The 20202-nt window shown below is 55.2% G+C and carries 19 protein-coding genes; all 19 read right to left on the reverse strand.

From position 1 onward, the window contains the following. Positions 1 to 4 precede the first annotated feature (4 nt). The 19 genes from RCH91_RS01205 to RCH91_RS01295 all read right to left on the reverse strand — a co-directional run bounded on the left by RCH91_RS01205 (position 5) and on the right by RCH91_RS01295 (position 20202). Complete coding sequence (locus RCH91_RS01205; protein WP_306532691.1) at positions 5 to 745, reverse strand: bifunctional 2-polyprenyl-6-hydroxyphenol methylase/3-demethylubiquinol 3-O-methyltransferase UbiG; 741 nt, start codon at positions 743 to 745, stop codon at positions 5 to 7. 4 nt (positions 746 to 749) lie between these two features. After that, complete coding sequence (locus RCH91_RS01210) at positions 750 to 1376, reverse strand: hypothetical protein (RefSeq protein ID WP_306532692.1); 627 nt, start codon at positions 1374 to 1376, stop codon at positions 750 to 752. Positions 1377 to 1378: 2 nt separating this feature from the next. Further along, the gene (locus RCH91_RS01215) at positions 1379 to 1981 is read right to left on the reverse strand and encodes a class I SAM-dependent methyltransferase (protein WP_306532693.1); all 603 of its coding nucleotides are present in this window, start codon (positions 1979 to 1981) and stop codon (positions 1379 to 1381) included. A 74-nt stretch (positions 1982 to 2055) separates the two neighbouring features. Next, on the reverse strand, positions 2056 to 3207 hold the full coding sequence (locus RCH91_RS01220) for a DegT/DnrJ/EryC1/StrS aminotransferase family protein (protein WP_306532694.1): 1152 nt from the start codon (positions 3205 to 3207) through the stop codon (positions 2056 to 2058). Between the two features lie 5 nt (positions 3208 to 3212). Next, positions 3213 to 4211, reverse strand: a complete 999-nt coding sequence (locus RCH91_RS01225; RefSeq protein WP_306532695.1) for a glycosyltransferase family 2 protein — start codon at positions 4209 to 4211, stop codon at positions 3213 to 3215. An 11-nt stretch (positions 4212 to 4222) separates the two neighbouring features. Continuing rightward, complete coding sequence (locus RCH91_RS01230; RefSeq protein ID WP_373694353.1) at positions 4223 to 5089, reverse strand: decaprenyl-phosphate phosphoribosyltransferase; 867 nt, start codon at positions 5087 to 5089, stop codon at positions 4223 to 4225. Further along, positions 5086 to 5997 (reverse strand): ABC transporter ATP-binding protein, encoded by a 912-nt coding sequence (locus tag RCH91_RS01235; RefSeq protein WP_306532697.1) that lies wholly within the window; start codon positions 5995 to 5997, stop codon positions 5086 to 5088. The genes RCH91_RS01230 and RCH91_RS01235 overlap by 4 nt, the downstream gene beginning before the upstream one ends. A 14-nt stretch (positions 5998 to 6011) precedes the next feature. Continuing rightward, entirely contained in the window at positions 6012 to 6686 is a 675-nt protein-coding gene (locus RCH91_RS01240) for a M48 family metallopeptidase (RefSeq protein WP_306532698.1), read from the reverse strand. A 179-nt stretch (positions 6687 to 6865) separates the two neighbouring features. After that, complete coding sequence (locus RCH91_RS01245; RefSeq protein WP_306532699.1) at positions 6866 to 7657, reverse strand: ABC transporter permease; 792 nt, start codon at positions 7655 to 7657, stop codon at positions 6866 to 6868. Beyond that, the gene (locus tag RCH91_RS01250; protein ID WP_306532700.1) at positions 7657 to 9345 is read right to left on the reverse strand and encodes a tetratricopeptide repeat protein; all 1689 of its coding nucleotides are present in this window, start codon (positions 9343 to 9345) and stop codon (positions 7657 to 7659) included. The genes RCH91_RS01245 and RCH91_RS01250 overlap by 1 nt, the downstream gene beginning before the upstream one ends. A gap of 76 nt (positions 9346 to 9421) precedes the next feature. Further along, a complete protein-coding gene (locus RCH91_RS01255) occupies positions 9422 to 9799 on the reverse strand; it encodes a hypothetical protein (protein ID WP_306532701.1) in 378 nt (125 codons plus the stop codon). A gap of 25 nt (positions 9800 to 9824) precedes the next feature. Next, positions 9825 to 10040: a type IV pilin protein gene (locus RCH91_RS01260; RefSeq protein WP_306532702.1), complete on the reverse strand. Its 216-nt coding sequence runs from the start codon at positions 10038 to 10040 to the stop codon at positions 9825 to 9827. Positions 10041 to 10260: 220 nt separating this feature from the next. Further along, positions 10261 to 11637: a sigma-54 dependent transcriptional regulator gene (locus tag RCH91_RS01265; RefSeq protein WP_306532703.1), complete on the reverse strand. Its 1377-nt coding sequence runs from the start codon at positions 11635 to 11637 to the stop codon at positions 10261 to 10263. 26 nt (positions 11638 to 11663) lie between these two features. Beyond that, positions 11664 to 13307, reverse strand: a complete 1644-nt coding sequence (locus RCH91_RS01270; protein WP_306532704.1) for a nitrogen regulation protein NR(II) — start codon at positions 13305 to 13307, stop codon at positions 11664 to 11666. A 10-nt stretch (positions 13308 to 13317) separates the two neighbouring features. Then, entirely contained in the window at positions 13318 to 14535 is a 1218-nt protein-coding gene (locus RCH91_RS01275; protein ID WP_306532705.1) for a type II secretion system F family protein, read from the reverse strand. Between the two features lie 31 nt (positions 14536 to 14566). Beyond that, a complete protein-coding gene (locus RCH91_RS01280; RefSeq protein WP_306532707.1) occupies positions 14567 to 15664 on the reverse strand; it encodes a type IV pilus twitching motility protein PilT in 1098 nt (365 codons plus the stop codon). Between the two features lie 44 nt (positions 15665 to 15708). After that, positions 15709 to 17415, reverse strand: a complete 1707-nt coding sequence (gene pilB / locus RCH91_RS01285) for a type IV-A pilus assembly ATPase PilB (RefSeq protein ID WP_306532708.1) — start codon at positions 17413 to 17415, stop codon at positions 15709 to 15711. 64 nt (positions 17416 to 17479) lie between these two features. Continuing rightward, positions 17480 to 18340, reverse strand: a complete 861-nt coding sequence (aroE, locus tag RCH91_RS01290; RefSeq protein ID WP_306532709.1) for a shikimate dehydrogenase — start codon at positions 18338 to 18340, stop codon at positions 17480 to 17482. A gap of 2 nt (positions 18341 to 18342) precedes the next feature. Beyond that, the gene (locus RCH91_RS01295; RefSeq protein WP_306532721.1) at positions 18343 to 20202 is read right to left on the reverse strand and encodes a DUF2723 domain-containing protein; all 1860 of its coding nucleotides are present in this window, start codon (positions 20200 to 20202) and stop codon (positions 18343 to 18345) included.

Raw genomic sequence — 20202 nt, forward strand, 5'->3', positions numbered from 1 at the left:
GTCGTCATACGTTGAGCTGTCGAAGCAGACGTCGAAATAAACCGTCTTCCATGCTTGGATCAGTAGAGCACAGTACCAAGAAGCGACGAGCACCCTTCCAAAGCCTAGTTGTCCCCAACAAACGGAAATGAATGTAGGGTGTATTTTCTTTAAGCAATCGAATCAATTCAGCGTAGTGGTTGAGCTTAGTGGTCCTCAGGCATGATTTGCCAACATTGAAGCCTAGTTCAAATATTAAGTAACGGCTCGCCCCTGAAATTACTCTCAAATCGTCCAACGCTTCTGCTTGCCGCTTGCCACCATCGGCCATCCATTGAAAAACACTCAACATAAGTGTCACATCAAATTGCTGTCCAACCACAAAATCCGGAGAATAAGGGACACTGTGCCAAGTCACAGGCAATTGTTTTTCAGTCGCCAGGAAATGACCGATTGGACCATAGCGGTGATCAGACTCAAAGGCAGTAACTTTTGCTCCACGTTGAGCAAGAGAAAATGTATAAAAACCTGCATTTGCACCTATATCTAGAACCGATAGATTCATGATTCCGCCAGGCCTCAGTTCGGACAGCGCTTTTATGATGAGCCCGAATTTTTTGTTAACCTGTTTTCTATTGGAGCTTGTAGTCAGATGACTGAATTCCGGAAACGGAATGGGGTGATAGATATGGCCAGAGCTCTCGATTGGCTGGGTTTCCAGATCGCGCACTATATCATTAATAGAATTATAAGCTTCGTTTTGCATTGTCTCACTCACCATAGAATTCTCGAAAGAAACGTATGTGTTTTGAATAATCAGTTTCCCGCTTTCTCATCAGTCGATATACCCAACAGAAAAAACTATCGTTAATAACGTGTGTTACATCAATACAAAGAGCATCGATTCCTAAATAATGATATAAAGACGCACGGTGCTTTCCATCAATTATATATTTAATATCGCCATAACCTATAGTCTTTATAGGTTCACAATGTCCTGCCATGATACTTTTGTGTATACCTAAAATGTCTGCCCGGGTCTTATTGACAACAAGAGTGCCTTTAACATTTTGTGGCGGCCTTAAGTCGAGAGCACCAATCTCTAATCTATAAAAATAATCGCATCCTTCAATTCCTTTATCCTGCATAATTTTATCTATTAACTCAAAGTGTGGCGACTCATTGACTGGTTTGCCTATATTTGCATAGCTATCCACAAGGTTATCGATTCCAAGCCGCAAATGTTTTGTATTGACGAATTCAGCGGCATTAGACCCATAAGGAACGAAAGCGTCACTACTTATTAGTTGATTGAAGCTCTTGATTCCTGCACTTGTATGATAAATCATAGAAACATCAAAACACTTAAATAGGCGTTTTTTTAGACTTAAAAACATAGTTAAACTTTTCTCCCAGCCATAACAGCTATAACCTCGCCATTATCAGAGAATGATGTTTTAAACTGTAGACAACTTTCTGGCAACAGTTGTCGGTAAAAATCAAATGATCGATAATACCAATGAGAACCATCAGAAATCTGTGTGATATTTTCAACTAGGAACAACAATCCATCTTTTTTCAGTACTCTTGTCAGTTCAGCGGCCACTTTGTGAAGACTAGTATCATCAATGCCGCCAAGGACCAAGCAAACCCACACGATATCGACGGACTCGTCAGGTAGCGGAATTGAGTCGTCGCGGAGCAAACGGAATTGTACGCTTTCTGTTTCCCGGGCAAATTTCAGCAACTCACTTACAGGGTCAACCCCAACTACCTTCCCTCCTGTCAGCACAGCAAGATTATGAGAAAAACGGCCCCAACCACATCCAAAGTCCAGCACAACCTTCTCATCACCATGCAAACACGCTGAAAATACTGGCAATAGCTTTGAGCTATAGAACTCAGTTACAGAATCTACTTGGGATTGCCCGTAATTCAGGTCTACAACTGCTCTCTTACCAAATTTCCTGGCACGATCATTCCAATAGTCAACACCTGTCAACATAGACTCCCGACAAGGGATAATACGATGAAATGCCGTGAATTTTGACGTTAGTAATCGTACTAGGTACTGTATCACGATGAAATAATTTCCTTTATTGCATCAACAACATCTTCGATATCGGTGTTGGTAAGTTTCGCCGAAAGAGGCAGGCTAACCGTTTGGCGGCCGATTTTCATGGCGTGCGGATAGTCTTGCGGGCGCCAGCCAAAGGTCTGCTGATAATAAGGATGCTCGGGTATGCTCAAATAGTGTACGCCGACGCCTATGTTAAGAGCCGTCATCCGGTCAAGGAAGGCATCGCGACTAATCCCGGCAACCTTTTCGTCAATAAGAACCGTGTAAAGGTGGTAGGCATGGCGTGTCTCTGCCTCGGGAGGGGGCGGTACTGTCAGGGGGAGGTCGCGGAACGACTCATTGTAATACTCCCAGATTTCCTGACGGCGCACCCACTGCCGCTCCACCCTGGCCAATTGATGAAGACCGATAGCTGCCTGCAGGTCCATCATGTTGTATTTGAATCCGCATTCTACTACGTGATAGTGCTTGTACCCCTCGTCACTGAACCGCTTCCAGGCATCCTTGCTCATGCCGTGCAGTGCCAGGGTCTTGATACGGGCAGCATCATCTTCGCGCCTGGCCAGCACCATTCCCCCCTCGCCGGTGACAATATTTTTAGTGACGTAAAAGGAAAAACAGCCAAAATCGCCGAACGTGCCGGTATTCTGGCCGTGGTACTGCGCTTCAATGGCATGGGCGCAGTCTTCGATTACCTTGAGGTGGTGCTCCTGTGCTAACCCCATAATCGGCCCCATCGGGCACGGGCGTCCTGCAAAATGAACCGGAACGACTGCCCGGGTTCTGGGTGTAATTTTTTCAGCAATTCGATCGGTGTCAATGTTCATGGTCAGAGGATCTATGTCCGCCAGAACAGGGGTAGCGCCAGCATGTATGATGGCATTCACTGTCGCACAAAAGGTGAGCGGGGTCGTAATGACCTCGTCACCCGGTCGCAGGCCAGCCGCCAAGAGGCTCAGGTGCAAAGCGGCAGTACAGGAACTGACGGCAACGGCATGGGTTGCCCCGCGATAGGCTCGAAAATTATTCTCGAACTGGGCGACCTTCGGTCCCGTCCCCAGCCACCCGCTCCGCAAGGAAGCGACAACTTCCTCGATTTCGTTTTCTTCAATGAGGGGTGAACCAAAAACCAGGAACTCTTTTCTCATTATCGTCAGGCCCTCGCCTTTGGGCGCTCGCTGAACGCCAGTTGAAGCCGCCTTTTCAAATAGAGGGAAAGAGGCAGGAGCCCTGCGCTGATTTCATGGGTACTCAGTTTCCGCAGGCGTTGCACTTCACTCCGTTTTCGCAGCATGGCGGGAATTCCGGCAAGTGCATCGCGCTTACCTCTCAGATAAGGTCGCCACCTGCCGGCCAAGATGCAGAAAAATCCAAACGAACTAACCTCATATATGAGTCGCTGGGGAAAAGACTTCAGCATCAACCCCAGGGGAACATTTTTCAGCCACACCCATTCATTGTTTCGAGAAAAGTAGTAAACCGCCGTGTCGCTCATGGGCACGATGGATGCGCTCACCTTGTGATACACCACCGCCTGCGGCACAAACAGGCACTTCCAGCCCGCAAGCCAGGCACGCATGTTGAGGTCAGTATCTTCATGGTTCAGAAAAAAGTCAGGGTCCAGAAAGCCGACATCCTCGAGCATCTCCCTTTTGTAAACAACAGCGGCCGCGCATGCCCCAGGAACCTGTCTGGCTTGCGTATGGAAGCTTTCATCCTCGTATTCGCCGATTTTGGTGCCCGTAAATGCAGAGGTAAACTCATCGCCCGCACTGTCGATCAGCGTCGTACCGTCGATGATGATTTTGGAAGAACAGAATCCAACAGCGGGGTCAGATTCAACTGCCGAAACCATATGTTCAAGCCACTGATCGGTCAGTCTCGCATCGTTATTGAGCAGGACAATATAATCGCCTGACGAAAACCGGTATCCCGCAATGTTGCCCCCGGTAAATCCAGCGTTGTCCGCAAGGCTTACGGTCTTCACGGAAGGGTAGGTGTGGTTGACAAAGGAGACTGAATCGTCGCAAGAGCCATTATCCACCAAAATGATCTCGTAATTTGCGTATGTCTGCCTGAGAACAGAATCAATGCAATCCACCAGAAGCTCTCTGCCGTTCCAATTTACTATGATTATGCTGACTATTTTCATGGTTTGCGTATTCAGATCCGATATCCGGAATAGATTTCCCAGGCAATCGCTGCGGCCCAGACAAGAGCAATTATCAACAACTGAGCGTCCTTAATCAAAGATTCGGTCGGGTCACCACTAAGGCCTGACTTCACGCGCAACACGTAGCGAAGTAACCCGAAACAGCAGAGTGGAACCGTATACAGTAACTGCCCCCGAGAAATCGTGTACATACTGTACGTTACTAGTACGGAGCCTCCCGTCAAATACATGGCCCCGTCCAAAAAACCGTCTGGATAGCCCGCAAGGCTCTTGCGGTGAAGCTCTGCCTCAATCCCGAGGTTGCGCTTCTCGGTCAAGCGCTTGCCGATGCTCAGGAAGAGCGCTAGAAGAAATACGGTAAGAAAGAGCCAATCGGAAACAAGTACTGCAAAAGCCTCGCCACCAGCTAGAAGCCTGACGATAAACCCCGTGGCCACACAGAAAACATCAAGGAGGGGAATATCCTTCACCTTCAGCGAATAGATGGCGGTAACAAGGAGATAGAGTAACAAAAACAACAGAAAACGAGAGGATAATGAAATGACGGCAACGCCAGTTCCGCCGCAGAACAGAAGCAAGGCAAGAATCGCAGCCGCAACAGGTTTCAGGACACCGGCGGGTAATGGGCGATACTTTTTCCGGGGATGGAGTCGGTCGTGATCCAGATCTACGATGTCGTTAAGGATATACCCAGAGCTGGAAGCAAGGCAGAATGCAATAAATGCGGGCATTCCCTTGACGGCAACCTCAGGGTGGAGGATCGAGCCCGAGAGAAAGGGAGGGAAAAAGAGCATCAGGTTCTTGAGCCACTGGGTAGGCCTGCAAAGCCTTAATAACGCCAGGAAACCCACCATCACTCAGACTTTCTTGACTCTTGCACGATATCGAGAAAAAATCTCTCCAGATTCTTCCTGACGGGTTCAATCAGTGACACGGTAAAACCGTCTGCGGTCAAGGTTGCAAGGTTACCACTCAGATCGTCGCGCTCAACGGTAAAGGTCCGGATTTCTCCCTTGCCATTCTGGGCCGTGATGGTATAGCCCGTCACACCCTGCTCCAAAATCCGATCGACACGCTCAACGCTCTTCAATACACCACCGGAAATGATCCCGACACGGTCACAGACCTTTTCCACGTCATCGATAATGTGCGTACTGAAAAACACCGTCTTGCCCCGTTTCTTCAGATCACCGATGATATCCTTAACCAACGCCCGACCTAAAGGATCAAGTCCGCTCATGGGCTCATCGAGGATATACACATCAGGGTCGTGAATAAGCACCTGGGCCAAGCCAACACGCTGAACCATGCCTTTGCTATAACTGCGGATTGGACGTTTGCGTGCATCCCAGAGCTCAAGCAGCTTGAGTACTTCCTCGCACTTAGACACCAATTGTTCAGCCGGCATCTGGAATACCGAGCCAACAAACCTGATATACTCTTCCGCCGAAAGATAATCATAAAAAGAGGGATTTTCGGGCAAGTAGCCTATATTGCGCCGGGAAGCGAGCGAAGAGATACCCTCTCCCATTATGGTGGCATCCCCTTTTGTTGGGCGCATGAGACCCACAAGACATTTAATGGTGGTGCTCTTCCCCGCTCCGTTTGGCCCCAGGAAACCGAAAACCTCGCCACGACCCACTGTCAGTGAAACATTTTGTAATGCTTCGACCCGAACCCTTTTCTTCCCGATATAGGTTTTGGACATCTGTTCAATGCCAATAGCTGGTATCCCTGCATTCTCACGAGTAATGAGAGCCTCCATGAAATTACCCCTTCCTACTGATTCTTGACACCAGCAAATGCAAACTTACTGGAAGTGCTCACCGTCCCATCGGGTTCCAGATAGAACTTCCCTCCATAGGGATCAACGGGTACCGCCTTCAGATAACCTGTCGCCATCAACTCTTCAACACTTAAGGGGCGCCTGCCGCGTTCAGAAGCAAACCTGTCGCGGGCTTTCTCGATCAAGAGCACCTTCCTGAAAGCCGTTAACCGGATACGGAATGACTCTTTGACCGCTTTGTCTCTTGTCCCCTTCTCCATGGTGGTCAGATACGCAATAGCTATTTCGGTTTGACCCGACTGCTGCAAATAGCGTCCGGCGAGCTTCTTGAACAGCGGATCGCCGGACAACTCTCCGGCGCGCATGTACATCCTGGCTGCATTAGGGTAGTCCTTCAGGAAATAGGCATAATTGAACCCGGCAAAAAACGGCAGATACCAATCCCATGTCCGGTACTTCATGCCGTATTGCAGTAAATCGTTGGCCACTTGGTACTGCCCGACATCCCAGACGAGGACTGCCTGCGCAAAGTAATAACCGTCCATATTGTACGGATCGAGCTTCAGGGCGGCGTGGACAGTCCTGGACATTGCTTTGTAATCGACCGACGCCTTGGCTTTCAACTCCTCGCTGCTCACCCTGCCGCCGAAGTACATCATGACCTTCATGATGAGTGAAGCTCCAACAGCCTGTTTCTGGTCGGCGACAAGACACCTGAGGGCATCGTTTGCCGGCAGGTACCCAAGTTTCTCCGCAAAAGGACGGCTCCGCATGTAGTGAGTGAATGGCACCATGACGGCACTGTACACCCCAATGAGCAAGAGCAGTATAAGCCCTCTCACTTTCATCAGTTCATTTCCTTGCGACTGAATATGATGGATGAACAGAAAAGAATAATGGCCGTGTACACAACAAAGTAAACACCAGTGGTCAATAGACCCTGGACATCAGGCGGAACGGCATATATTGCGAAGGTTTTCAGATCAAAGGCACTCAGGTTGGGAAGAAGATAGTAGAGAGCATTAGCCGCCCATCTCAACACCTCGGGAAGTTGTTTCCCTCCACCGGCAGTAATGTACTCATAGACCTGTTGACTGGCATTTCCGGCAAAATAGATGGCAATAGTGCCAAAAACAGGGAGGAAAAGAGAGGTGCTGACCGTTGAGAAAAGAAACGCGAACGCAATCAAAAGGAGTGATTTCATAGCATCAAAAAGAGCGCATAACAATATGATATCCCAGGCAACAGGCCGATCAGGCACATACATGGTTGAGGAGATCATAATAACGGCGAGTGCCGCCAACACCAGAAGTCCGGATACACACAGAATGAAGAAGGCAACCGCCAAATATTTGCCCAACAGGTAACTGGTCCTGCTCACAGGGAGACTCAGAACACTGAAGGTATATCTCCGCTCAATATCTTTCCACAGTTGAGTTGCACCGAGAAAAACAGCCAATACAACCGACAGGAATGAGATAAAAGAAAGCGAAAGCGTTATTGACAATTCAGCCACCTGTCGCATGGACAGGGAACTTATTGATGGAATAAAAAGAAAAAATAAAGAGACTAACCCTACTCCGTGTAGTACACGGTCCCTGATAATACCCTTGAAGGCAATCAACGCTATTTGTTGCATTATTTAGCTCCGGTCATCTGGGGGTTTGCTTCAATCTTGGCAATCAATCGAGTGGCAAACGGTTTGAACATAGATTCACCTGGCTGCTTCAAAAACATCTCGAAATATCGCAATGCATTCTTCTGGTCACCAGCAAGCATTGCTACTTTACCGGCATTGTAAAGGCCGTCGCTATAATTGTTGTCCTTCTCAAATGCTTTGATGTGGTAGCGCACCACACGACGATAAATATCCCTTTTGGAATCAGAGGTACTCCCATAATACATGAGAGTCTGCGTCAAAGCGCCATACATAGTGGTCGAACGCGGCACCGGCGAAAGTTCGGCAGCACGGCACATGGCATCTTCGTATGCCGACATGTCCTTCCTTGCCAGATGAATCTTTGCGAGATTTTCCCATATGAATTCTCGCTCATATCCCATCGACAAGGTCTTCTCGAATAACTTTTCGGCCTCATCATATCTTTTTTCCGACATAAGCTCAATCGCCACCCCGGAATAGCTTCGGGGGAACTCCGGTGATTTTGCCATCACATCGAGCCAGAAAGCCTTTGAATCGGCCCAAACGCCGACACGCTGCATCGTAGGGAACGCAAGCAGCAGTATGAATGAAAAAGACAGAACGAAAAACGTGCGCGGCAGGCGTGAGCAGAGTGTCCCCACAAGGAGAGCCATGCCAACCATGGGAAGATACAGGTAACGCTCCGCATAGGGGGTCCAGGGGAGCCCGCCATGGAGGGCCATCACGGGGGGGATCAGGGAAATGACAACAATGAGAAGAGGCAGTCGGCTCTCACGAAGCCGGACAAACACGCAAAGGAACAAGAGGAGCACCGCCACGCTGATGCCGAAGTAGAGCGGCTTGTTGATCGTAGTAATGGCAAAATTCAACGGAAATGGAATGAACAGCTTTTTCAGGTAAAACCCGCAGGCAGCAAAGCTCTCGAAGACGATGGTCGTCACGGGCTTTGATACACCAATAACCTTTACGACACCGCTGTCTGCCCTGGCAGTTAAACCGGTGCGCAAAAAGAGATAGAGACCCGTCGTCAGCCAAGCCGTTGCCAGAAGCAGCACAGAGCGCTTGCTCCTCCGTTCTGGCGGATCAACCATCAGTAATGCCGTAAATATCAAAGCAAAGCCGACTGAAGCCTCCTTTGACAGCAACGAACAGAGCAGCGTGAGGAAAAGGGCAATTGACCCGTTGCGGGCCGAAACCCGCCTGTCAGCGACAACGATCAGAGCCAAAAGGAAAAAGAAACCGCACAGGAGATCGAATCGTCCCGAAACCCAGGCAACTGCTTCGGTGTTCAAGGGGTTAAGAGCATAGAAGAGGGAAGAAACCAGGGCAATCCGGTTCCCATGATCAGCACCACGACTGAGGATGCTCGCGAGATAATAGACAAGTGAAGCATTAAACAGGTGGATCGCGAGATTCACCAGATGAAACCAGCGGGGATCCGGACCAAAAAGATTTAAATCCAACGTGTACGATAAAAAAGCAAGTGGGCGGAAGTAATCCCCTCCTCCACCCAAGAGCCATTCCAAGACGTTGGACTCCCTTCCTTGAAGGGCACCTATCAGGTACCTGTCGTCAAGGCTCAGGAAATCCGCGTTCATGAGGTTAAGGTAAGCAAGAATGGTGGCTGCAATGACGACAAGAAGATGACCAACCATGATAACACGCATACCCACTAACTTTTGCTAATGAAAAAAAGGGGCATTTGCATGCCCCTTTTTTCAGATGAAGGTTTCTCGATCGGGACTACTGGGAAGACCACCCGCCAGCAGCATCATAATCGGAATCTTTCCCCTTGGAAAAATCTGCTATAGCCTTTGTAGTACCGGCTACGTCTTTGCCCTTCCAATCATTATCTTCCTGATACCAGAGATTGGAAGTATTATTGGAGGAAGAAAATAAACGGTTGCCGGAAGTGTTCTTGGTATTGGCAACATAGTCGGTATTGACAGTTCCAGCCGTGTTGGTTGCAGCATTAGTGGTGTAATACGTAACATCAACATTGGATGACGACTTGAAGGTAAAGGCTTTCCCCCCCATGGTAGTTGTGGGAATCTTTCCAGCCGCAAAAGCCATCCCTTCAAGGGCGATCATGACAGCTATAACAGCGATGAATTTTTTCATGGTATCCTCCGTATCCTTTTCTCGATTAGCCTTCAGGCGGATAAGATTGGTCATCAGCGAACGCCGACTCAAGGGCAGTCTTCAGGTTTCTCAGGTCACTGCTCGCGGAACTGTTGTACGCCTTGACCCGGTACGCCGAGAACTGCGGGATCGCGATTGCCGCCAGGATACCGATGATCGCCACGACGATCAGCAGCTCGATGAGGGTGAAGCCTTTCTTGTTTCTGAGTTTCTGTAGCATGTGCATCTCCTTTCCAGTGTGTGCTCCTGGTGCTCTTGGGTTTAGGATAGTTGGCCAATTATCCGTTTAGTCCTTAAACGCTGTTCTCTATTTAGCAAAAGCCAGACCAACTATCTCATACACCTAAACTCCAATAAAATCAACCTACTTAGACAGGATAGAGGAAAATCGCTCCCATTTCGTCACCCGTGCCTGACATTTTTTGTCACCTGGCCAACACTCACTCCTCATCCATCCCGAACTTCGCCAGCCGATAGCGGAACGACCGGAAGGTTAATCCAAGGAATTCCGCCGCCTTTTTCTTCACCCCGCCGCACCGCTCCAGGGACTGGAGAAGGATCCGCTTCTCGATGCCGTCCAGATACCCTTCCAGGTCCATTCCATCGGCCGGTATCTCGAAATCGCCGCCCGGGGCCGCTGCGGACTTCTGGCTCCCCCGCACCTGGGATGGAAGGCTCTCCTCGGCGATCTCTCCCCCACCGAGGACCGCGCACCGCTCCACGAGATTCTCCAGTTCGCGCACGTTCCCCGGGAACCCGTAGGACATGATCATCTTCAGGGCGCCGGGGGTGATGATCTCGCCATTCCGGGGAGCCTGGACGTACTTGCGGTAGAAGTGCTCCACCAGGATGGGGATGTCTTCGGTCCGCTCCCGCAGGGGGGGCATCTGGAGCTGGACCACGTTCAGCCGGTAGAAGAGGTCTTCCCGGAAGGTCCCCTCCCGCACCTGCTCTTCGAGGTTGCGGTTGGAGGCGGCAACGATCCGCACGTCGGCCTTCTGGTCGGCCACCCCCCCTACCCGCCTGAATTCCTTCTCCTGGAGGACCCGCAGGAGCTTTGCCTGGAGCTGGAGAGGAACCTCGCCGATCTCGTCCAGGAAGAGGGTCCCCCCGCCGGCCTGCTCGAAGAGGCCGGGCCGGTCGTTGATGGCGCCGGTGAAGGACCCCTTCTTGTGTCCGAAGAGCTCGCTCTCCATGAGGGTTTCGGGGATTGCCCCGCAGTTCACCGCTACGAAGGCCTTGTCCTTGCGGGGGCTGTTGTAGTGGATGGCCCGGGCCACCAGTTCCTTGCCAGTGCCGCTCTCACCGAGGATCAGGACGTTGGCGATGCTGGGGGCCACCTTCTCAATGAGGGAATAGAGTTCCCGCATCTTCTTGCTCTTGCCGATGAGGCCGCTGAAGCTGTAGCGCTCCTGGACCTCCTGGCGCAGGCGCTGGTTTTCCCGCTTCAGGTCCCGCTTTTCAAGGGCGTTGCGGACCAGGACCTTCACCTCCTCCACCTTGAAGGGCTTGGCGAGGTAGTCGTAGGCGCCGAGCTTCATGGCCTCCACGGCCTGCTCGGCGGTGGAGAAGGCGGTCATCATGAGGACGGCGGTGTCGGGGGTGCTCTCCTTGATCCGGCCCAGCAGGGCGATGCCGTCCAAGCCGGGCATCTTCACGTCGGAGATGACCAGGTCATATGTGGCGTTGTCGAGGAATTCCAGGGCCTTTTCCGCACAATCGGCCTGATCCACCACGTACCCCTCGCGCTTGAGGAGTATGGCGAGGAATTCCCTCATGCTCAGTTCATCATCGACAACCAGTATTCGTATTTCCATGACGTCTCTCCCTGACGGTTACCTGTTCAGCCATTATCCTGCACGGGAATGAAAATGGTGAAGAGGGTCCCTTTCCCCTCGGCACTCTCCACGGTGATTCTGCCGCCGTGGGCTTCGACGATGCGGTAGACGGTGGCAAGACCGAGTCCGGTCCCCCCCGCCTTGCTGGTGTAGAACGGCTCGAATATCCGGGCAATTTTCTCCTGGTCCATGCCGCAGCCGTCATCGGCGACGGTGATCCGGTACGCGCTCCGCCGCTCCCCCCCCGCCCGCACCTCGTCAACGCGTTCCGCATCAACGGTGATCGTTCCCCCCTGGGGCATCGCATCGGCCCCGTTCACGAAGAGGTTCCAGAACACCTGTCGGAACTGGTCCGGGTCGATGGCGATGGTGAAACCAGGTTCCACGCGGTTGTCGAACCTGACCCCCTCGAAGCGCGGGTCGGGAGCCACCAGCGAGACGATCTCGCCAATGAGCGCAGGGAGGTTGACTTGGCCTTTCTCCGGCTGATCGGGGCGTGCGTAGGCGAGAAAATCGGTTATGAGCCCGTTGAGCCGGTCGGCTTCCCGCAGTACGATGCTGAAAAGCTGCTGGTCGGGCTCGGGAACTCCATCTCCCTGGGCAATGAGCTGCACCGACCCGCTGATTGCGGCCAGGGGATTGCGAATTTCGTGGGCCATGCGGGCGGAGAGCTCGCCGATGGCGGCTAGGCGATCGGCCCGTTTGAGATTCTCCTCCATCCGCTTGATCTGGGTCAGATCCTGAAAATTGATGAGCGATCCCACGCGCCCCCCCTCCTTGTCGGTGAGGGGAACGCTGTTGAAACCGATGATGAGCTTGCGGCCACTTTTCGCCAGGAACTCGAACTGGCCCCGCTTCACATTGAAGAGATTCCCGGGGAAGAGGCGGAAACCGGGAAGGACGTCGTAAAGGTCGCGGTCGTAGGCGTCCTCCTGGCTGATGCCGGTGAGGGTCTCGGCGTAGCGGTTGAAGACGCGGATCCTACCGTCGGTGGTGACCGTCAGGAGGCCGCTGGTGAGGTTGAAGACGATGGCGCTGTTGAGCCGTTCCAACTCCTCGTAGTCGATGGCCCTCTTTTCGAGCTCCGTCTCGCTCCGCCTGGCCCGCTCCGCCAGATACCCGGTCAGGAGCGCGGTGAGGAAGAAGGCGAGAATATTGATGAATATCGTGTAGAAGATGTAGTTCGTGCCGTAGCTCAGGGCGGCCAGGGGTCCCAGCCCCAGGGAGACAAGTTGCCCGTAGTACTGCAGATCGATGATCCCGCCGTAGATGATGGCGCAGATTGAGGCGGTATAGAGGGCCTCCCGCCGCGCCAGGAGGACGCTGGCGTTGGTGATGGCCAGGAGATAGAGGAAGGAGAAGGGGCTGGTGATCCCCCCCGTGTGGAGAAGAAGCCCCGTGACGAAGAGGATGTCCCAGACGATCTGGGCGTAGGTGAGGGTCTGACGGTATCCCTTCGCCAGCTTCAGGACCAGGAGCGACAGGATCGAAAAACCGTAGGTGGCAACCAGGATGGCGGTTATGCCGTCAAGGGCCTGCTCACCGAGGGTGTCGGTACCCCGCACCTGCAGGACGATGGTGGAGACGAGAAAGAGCGAAACCACCACCACCCGGGCAAGGATGAACCATACGAGGCGTTCTCTCTGCATCGGCTCCGGCTTAACCGCCGACGGTTCCGGCCAGTTTGAAGATCGGCAGGTACATGGCGACGACGAGCCCACCCACGGTGGTACCGAGGAAGACCATGAGCATCGGCTCCATGAGTGCCGTGAGGGCGCTTACGGCATCATCCACCTCGTCGTCGTAGAAGTCGGCGATCTTGCCCAGCATGGCGTCCATGGCGCCGGTGGCCTCGCCGACGGAGATCATCTGGACCACCATGGGGGGGAAAACGCCGCACTCCTGGAGCGGTTCTGCCATGGTCTTTCCTTCGGCGATGGCGCTTCTCACCTTGTAGACCGCCTCCTCCACCACCTTGTTGCCGGCGGTCCTGGCGACGATCTCAAGCCCGTCCATGATCGGCACGCCGCTGGAGATGAGGGTGCCGAGGGTGCGGGTAAAGCGGGCCACCGCAACCTTCCGGATGAGGGGACCGGCAATGGGGGCCTTGAGGGCAAGGGTGTCCATGACCTTCCTCCCCTTGGGGGTGGCGTAGTATTTCTTGATGCCGGTGACGATCACGAAGATGAGGCCGATGATGAGGAGAATGTACTTGACCACGAAGTTGCTGAGGGCGATGACGAACTTGGTGGGTGCCGGCAATTCGCCTCCGAACTCGGTGAACATCTTGGCGAAGGTGGGGATGACGAAGATCAGGATGACCGCGATGACGCCGACAGCAATGGTCATGATGGTTGCCGGATAGACCATGGCCCCTTTGATCTGCTTCTTGAGCTTCATGGCCTTTTCGATGTAGGCCGCCAAGCGGTTCAGGATCGTATCGAGGATACCGCCAACCTCGCCGGCGGCCACCAGGTTCACGAAGAGCTGATCGAAGACCTTCGGATGCTTCGCAAGGGCATCGGCAAAGGTGGAGCCCCCCTCCACCGTCTCCTTGACCTGGAGGAGGACCTCTTTGAAGGTCTTGTTTTCCTGTTGGCTGGAGAGGATGTCAAGACACTGGACCAGCGGAAGCCCCGAGTCGATCATGGTGGCAAACTGCCGGGTGAAGATGACGAGATCCTTCGTCTCCACTTTTTTCGCGAAGCCGGGGAGCTTCAGCTCCATGCTGAGCCCTTTCCCCTCCTCCTTCACGGAGATGGAGCCGAACCCGAACTTTTTGAGCTGTGCCTCGACGGCAGCGGTACTCGCGGCCTCCATGACCCCTTTCTGAGCCGCTCCGGTCCTGCTCCGCGCTTCCCAACTGAATTTCGGCATCGCTATCCTCCTGGCTTCCTTACGAACCTTTTTATCTCATGGTGGGGCGCGGCGCCTGGGGCCGCACACCGCTGGTGAGCATCTGCTTGAGCTCGTCGGGGTCGGACGAACGCCCCATGGCCACATCCATGGCGATATGGCGCTTCTGCAAGAGGCTGTACAGACACTGGTTCATGGTCAGCATCCCGAACTTTTCCTGCCCCACCTGCATCTGGGAGTAGATCTGATGGATCTTGTCCTCGCGGATGAGGTTGCGGATGGCCGGGTTCGGCACCATCACCTCGATGGCGAGCACCCTCCCCTTGCCGTTGGCCCGGGGAAGAAGGGTCTGGGACATTACCCCTTCGAGGACGAAGGAGAGTTGGGCACGGACCTGGGGTTGCTGGTAGGAGGGGAAGACGTCCACTATGCGGTTGATGGTCTGGACCGCCGAGTTCGTGTGGAGCGTGGCAAAGCAGAGGTGGCCGGTTTCGGCCAGGGTCAGGGCCGCCTCGATGGTCTCCAGGTCCCGGAGCTCCCCCACGAGAACCACGTCCGGATCCTGGCGGAGAATGTACTTGAGGGCGTTCTTGAAGCTCTTGGTGTCGGCCCCCACCTCCCGCTGGTTCACGACGCAGCTCTTGTGGGGATGGAGATACTCGATGGGGTCCTCTACTGTGACGATGTGCTCATGGCGGTCGGTATTGATCTTGTCTATGATGGCGGCCAAGGTCGTGGACTTGCCGCTGCCGGTGGGACCGGTGACGAGAATGAGCCCCCGTGGTTTCTCGGCTAACTCCTTTACTATCGGCGGCAGTCCCAGCTCCTCGAAGGAGAGGATCTTGTACGGAATCACCCGGAACACGCCGGCCACGGCCCCCCGCTGGACAAAGACGTTCCCCCGGAAGCGGGAAAGCCCCTTTATCCCGAAGGAGAGGTCAAGCTCGTTGTTTTCCTCGAACTTGTGCTTTTGCTGCTCGGTGAGGATGCTGTAGCAGAGCTGCTTCGTGTCGACCGCATTCAGCGACGGCATGTCCAGGGGGAGGAGCTTCCCGTCCACCCTGATCTGGGGCGGTGAATTGGTGGTAAGGTGGAGGTCGGACCCTCCGCGATTGACGAGCTCCGTGAGGAGTTGGTGCATGTTGGCCATTATGGTGTTCTCCGGTTCAAAATGTCAGAACTATGGCATTGTGTTTAATCGTCGGCCACGGTGACCCGCAGCACTTCCTCGAAGGACGTTACGCCCTCTTTCAGTTTCGTAAGCCCCGACTGGCGCATGGTCTTGATCCCCAGCCGCATGGATTCCCGCTTGATCTCGGCGGTATTGGCGCCGTTCAGGATCAGTTCCCGGATCTCCTCCAGCATCGGCATGACCTGGTAGAAGCCGACCCGCCCCTTGTAGCCGGTGTTGTTGCACTTGGCACAGCCGGTCCCCTTGTAACAGACGTAGGAAGGGGCCTCCTCGGGGGGGACGCCGGCATCGATGAGGGCCTGGATCGGGATGTCCTCCGGCTGCTTGCACTCGGAGCAGACCCGGCGGGCCAGACGCTGGGCGGTGATCAGGTTCACGGCCGAGGCCACCAGGAACGGCTCGACCCCCATGTTGAGGAGACGGTTGATGGTGGCCGGGGCATCGTTTGTGTGGAGCGTCGACAGGACCAGATGCCCCGTGAGGGCTGCTTTGATGCCGATCTCGGCGGTTTCGAAGTCCCGGATTTCGCCGATCATGATGATGTCGGGGTCCTGACGCAGGAAGGAGCGGAGAGCCGCGGCGAAGTTGAGGCCGATATCCTCGTGCATCTGCACCTGATTGATGCCGGCAAAGTTGAACTCCACCGGATCCTCGGCGGTGGAGATGTTCTCGGTGGTCTTGTTAAGCTCTCCCAGGGCCGAGTAGAGTGAGACCGTCTTGCCGCTCCCCGTGGGGCCGGTGACAAGCACCATGCCGAAGGGTTTGTGGATCGCCTCCTGAAAGTGGTGCAGTGCGTCGGGCTCGTAGCCGAGCTTGGTCATGTCCAGCTGCAGGTTTGATTTGTCCAGGAGCCGCAGAACCACTTTCTCGCCGAAGAGGGTCGGGAGGACCGAAACCCGGTAGTCCATGTCCTGTCCGCCCCCCAGTTTGATCTTGATCCGGCCGTCCTGGGGGAGGCGCCGCTCGGCGATGTCCAGTTCTGCCATGATCTTGATCCGTGAGGTAATGGCATTTTTCAGCTTAAGGGGGGGCTTCATCACCTCGTAGAGCACCCCGTCGATCCGGTACCGCACCCGGAAGGTCCGCTCGTAGGGCTCGATGTGGATATCGCTCGCCTTCCGCTTGATGGCGTCGGTCAGGATCAGGTTCACCAGTTTCACGACCGGCGCATCTTCGGTGGCCCGCTCCAAGGAAGAGACATCCACCTCATCATCGGTGTCGACGACCTCAAGGTCGTCCATATCAAGATCGCTCATGACGTCGGCCAGGGACGCGGACTGGTCGTAGTACTTGTCGATGGCGGCTTTGATGGCCGACTCGGAGGCGACCACAACCTCCACGTTGTAGCCGGTCATGAACTTGATGTCGTCGATGGCGAAGATGTTGGAGGGGTCAGCCATGGCGATGATCAGGGTGGAACCGGCCCTGTTCACCGGGACAATCTGGTACTTCTGGGCCACGTCGGCGGGAATGATCTTGACGACCGCCGTCTCGGCCTCGAACTCGCTCAGGTTGATGGAGGGGACGCCGTACTGTTTGGAGAGGAACGTGGTGAGATCAGGGTCGGAGATGAGCCCTTGTTTGATGAGGATGGAGCCGAGGCGCTGCTGTCCCTCCCCGCTCTTCTGTTCTTCAAGGGCCTTGGCGAGCTGCTCTTTGGTGATGATGTTATTACGAACCAGGAGTTCTCCCAGTCTGCTTGCCTGCATCAGATTCTCCGCGGAAAAAGTCGCCGTAATGGTAGGGTGGCAAAACCCCAATGTCAAGAAGTGGTTAGCGCTCCAGGACTGCCAGAATACGTCTCCGCATGACGCCGGATGGCGGCTCCGTTCCGGTCCAGATGGCAAGGGCACACTCACCTTGTGCCACAAGCATGCCGATGCCGTTGGCGCACCGCAGACCCGCCCGGGTGGCCTCCGCAAGGAGCGGCGTTTCCCAGGGGGCATAGACCATGTCGTACACGGAGGCTGCGGGCTTCATGCGGGTAACGTCGAGTCCCTCGAAGGCGGTTCCCCCCATCCCCACGGACGTCGTATTGACGATCAAGTCAAAATTTTGAGCTTCCGCGTTGATGAGGGGCATATCGAGAGACATTACAGCAAATTGCGTGCCGCCGAAGGAGCCACGGAACGCCTCAACCAGTTCCTCCCCTTTTGCTACGCTCCGGTTGGCAACCACAACCGCCGCGGCACCCGCCTGGGCCAGGGATGCGACTGCAGCCCGGGCCGCTCCCCCTGCCCCGAGGATGAGGATGCGTTTCCCCGCCGGATCTAACCCGAGATCCTCCCCCAGGGACCGGATGAAGCCAGGTCCGTCGGTATTGTGGCCCACGAGTTCATCCCCGTCCCGTTTCACCGTGTTGACGGCACCCATGAGCCGCGCCTCGGAGGTGATCCGGTCAAGAAGGGGTATAATGGCGGTCTTGTGGGGAATGGTCACGTTGAAACCGGCAACGCCCAAGGCCCTGAGCCCCGCCACGGCACGGGCAAGTTCTTCTTCCCGCACGGCGAAGGGGACATAGACCCAGTCGAGCCCCATGGCCTCCAGGGCGGCATTCTGCATGAGGGGCGACAGCGAATGGGCCACCGGCCAGCCGATGATGCCGAGCACCCTGGTTTTTCCCGTAACGTCCATGGTCACCTCACCCCGAAAGCGCCGAGCATCTGCTCCACCTGCCCCCTCAGCTCGGGGGCGATGGCGGCGGCAAGGCGCAATTCTTCCGCCCCTTGGGAGCGGTATCCCATCCGCAGGAGGGTCTCGCCTCCTTCCAGCCTCCCCATGGCATAGATCAGGATCGCCTTTCCCGTATCGAGGTCGCGGAACCCCATCTGGCTCGTGAAGCCCCGGGAGTTGTAGACCCCCCAGACGGAGAGGTCGGGGGGATAGAACGTGCTCCCCCCTCCCCTGACGAGCTGATAGCCGATGCCCCGCTGCTGCATGCCGTATTCGGCAAAGGGGAGCGAGTAGCGGGTTGAGAAATCGATGAAGACCGGCCTGCGCACGATCTGCTCCGACACCGCCATCTTCAGGGCCGACTCGGCCGACTGGGTGGCTTCGGGCACAGCCCGCAACACGCTCTGGCTGAAAAGATGGGGGAAGGCGTCCAGATACCAGCGGAAAACCAGGTGCGGCGTGTGGAGAAGATCCAAGTCCTCCCGCATCCGCTCGACCCCCTGGAGGTACCAGAGGGGGAAGGCGCCGCTGTCGCCCCAGGTGAAGAGAACGGCCCCTTGGGGGAGGGAACGGAAGGTGTTCGTCCCATAGTCAAAGGCCACGTAATTCTCGTGCTGGTCGTTCTCGTAGTAGTTCAGGGCACAGATGGTTGTGGGAAGCATCAGGATGAAGACCCCGACGAGCAGTTTTACCGGCACGGAAGTCAATTTTTCGACAGAAACGCTGTCGAGGGCGCGCCCCAGAAGAGCAAAGAGCCCCACCCCGATGAAGACTGCGGAGAGGAGGTAGAGGGGGGTGAAAAACTCCTCGGTAAGGAAGATCAGGTCGGGCTGGGCGTTGAAGTAACCAACAATGACCAGAAGCGACGTGCCGACGCCGAGAAAGTAGGCGATCACCTCGTCGCGCCGCCCTCTGAGGCAAACCAGAAGGCCCAGCACCAAGAGGCCGAGGCCGACCCAGGTGAACTCCCGCGGTACATTGTAGGCACAGATCTGCTTCCAGAGGAGCGTCAGGTCCCGGACGGGGGGCTCGCTGGGGTATCCCTTGCGGAGGAGATTCCAGAGAAACTGGTCGAGGGTCCGGGGATCTCCCCAGTTGAGAAGGGGATTCTTCAGGGCACGGATCGGCATGTGGAGCTGGATGGCGAAGCCCAACAGGCCGAATGCAACGGCGATAATAAACTCCTTCACCCGGCCCAGGAGCCGCCAGTCCTTGGAGATGATGAGCCAGGCAAAGGCCGGAAGCATAAGGACGATGGTCTGGTGGGCGCCGGTGGCGAGACCGCAGAGAAATGCCCCGAGATAGACGTAATGGGGGCACTCCTCCCCCTTGTCGTAGCGCGCCCTGAAGCGGAGCAGCGCCCAGAAGACCACCGCGACGATGAAGGAGACCAGGGGATAGGGCTTGTCGTGGTTCGACTGGAGCCAGAGCCGGGCCGAGAAGGCAAAGGCCAGGGCGGCGGCCAGGGCGCACCCCTGGGCAACGTACCGCGGCATGGCCCGACCGGCGGCAACCTCGTCGGCGAGCATGGTCCGGACCAGGAGATAGGTGCCGTAGCAGGCCACCGCCGCCGAAACCGCGGTGGCGACATTGACCCGGAAGGCTATGCTGCCGAAGGGGAGCCAGGTGAACGGCTTGGCGTAGTTGACAAAAAAGGGATAGCCGGGCGAATGGGCCGTGCCGAGGGAGTGGATGGCGGTGATGAACTCGCCGCTGTCGAAGAAGGTGACCGAGGGGGCAAGGGTCAGGAGGTAGATGGCAAGGGGGACGGTCACCGCCAGGACGGCAAAGGGATCGACCCGTCTGAAAAAGGATGAAAGCAT

The sequence above is a fragment of the Geobacter sp. genome (assembly GCF_030834625.1).
Classification (GTDB): Bacteria; Desulfobacterota; Desulfuromonadia; order Geobacterales; family Geobacteraceae; genus Geobacter.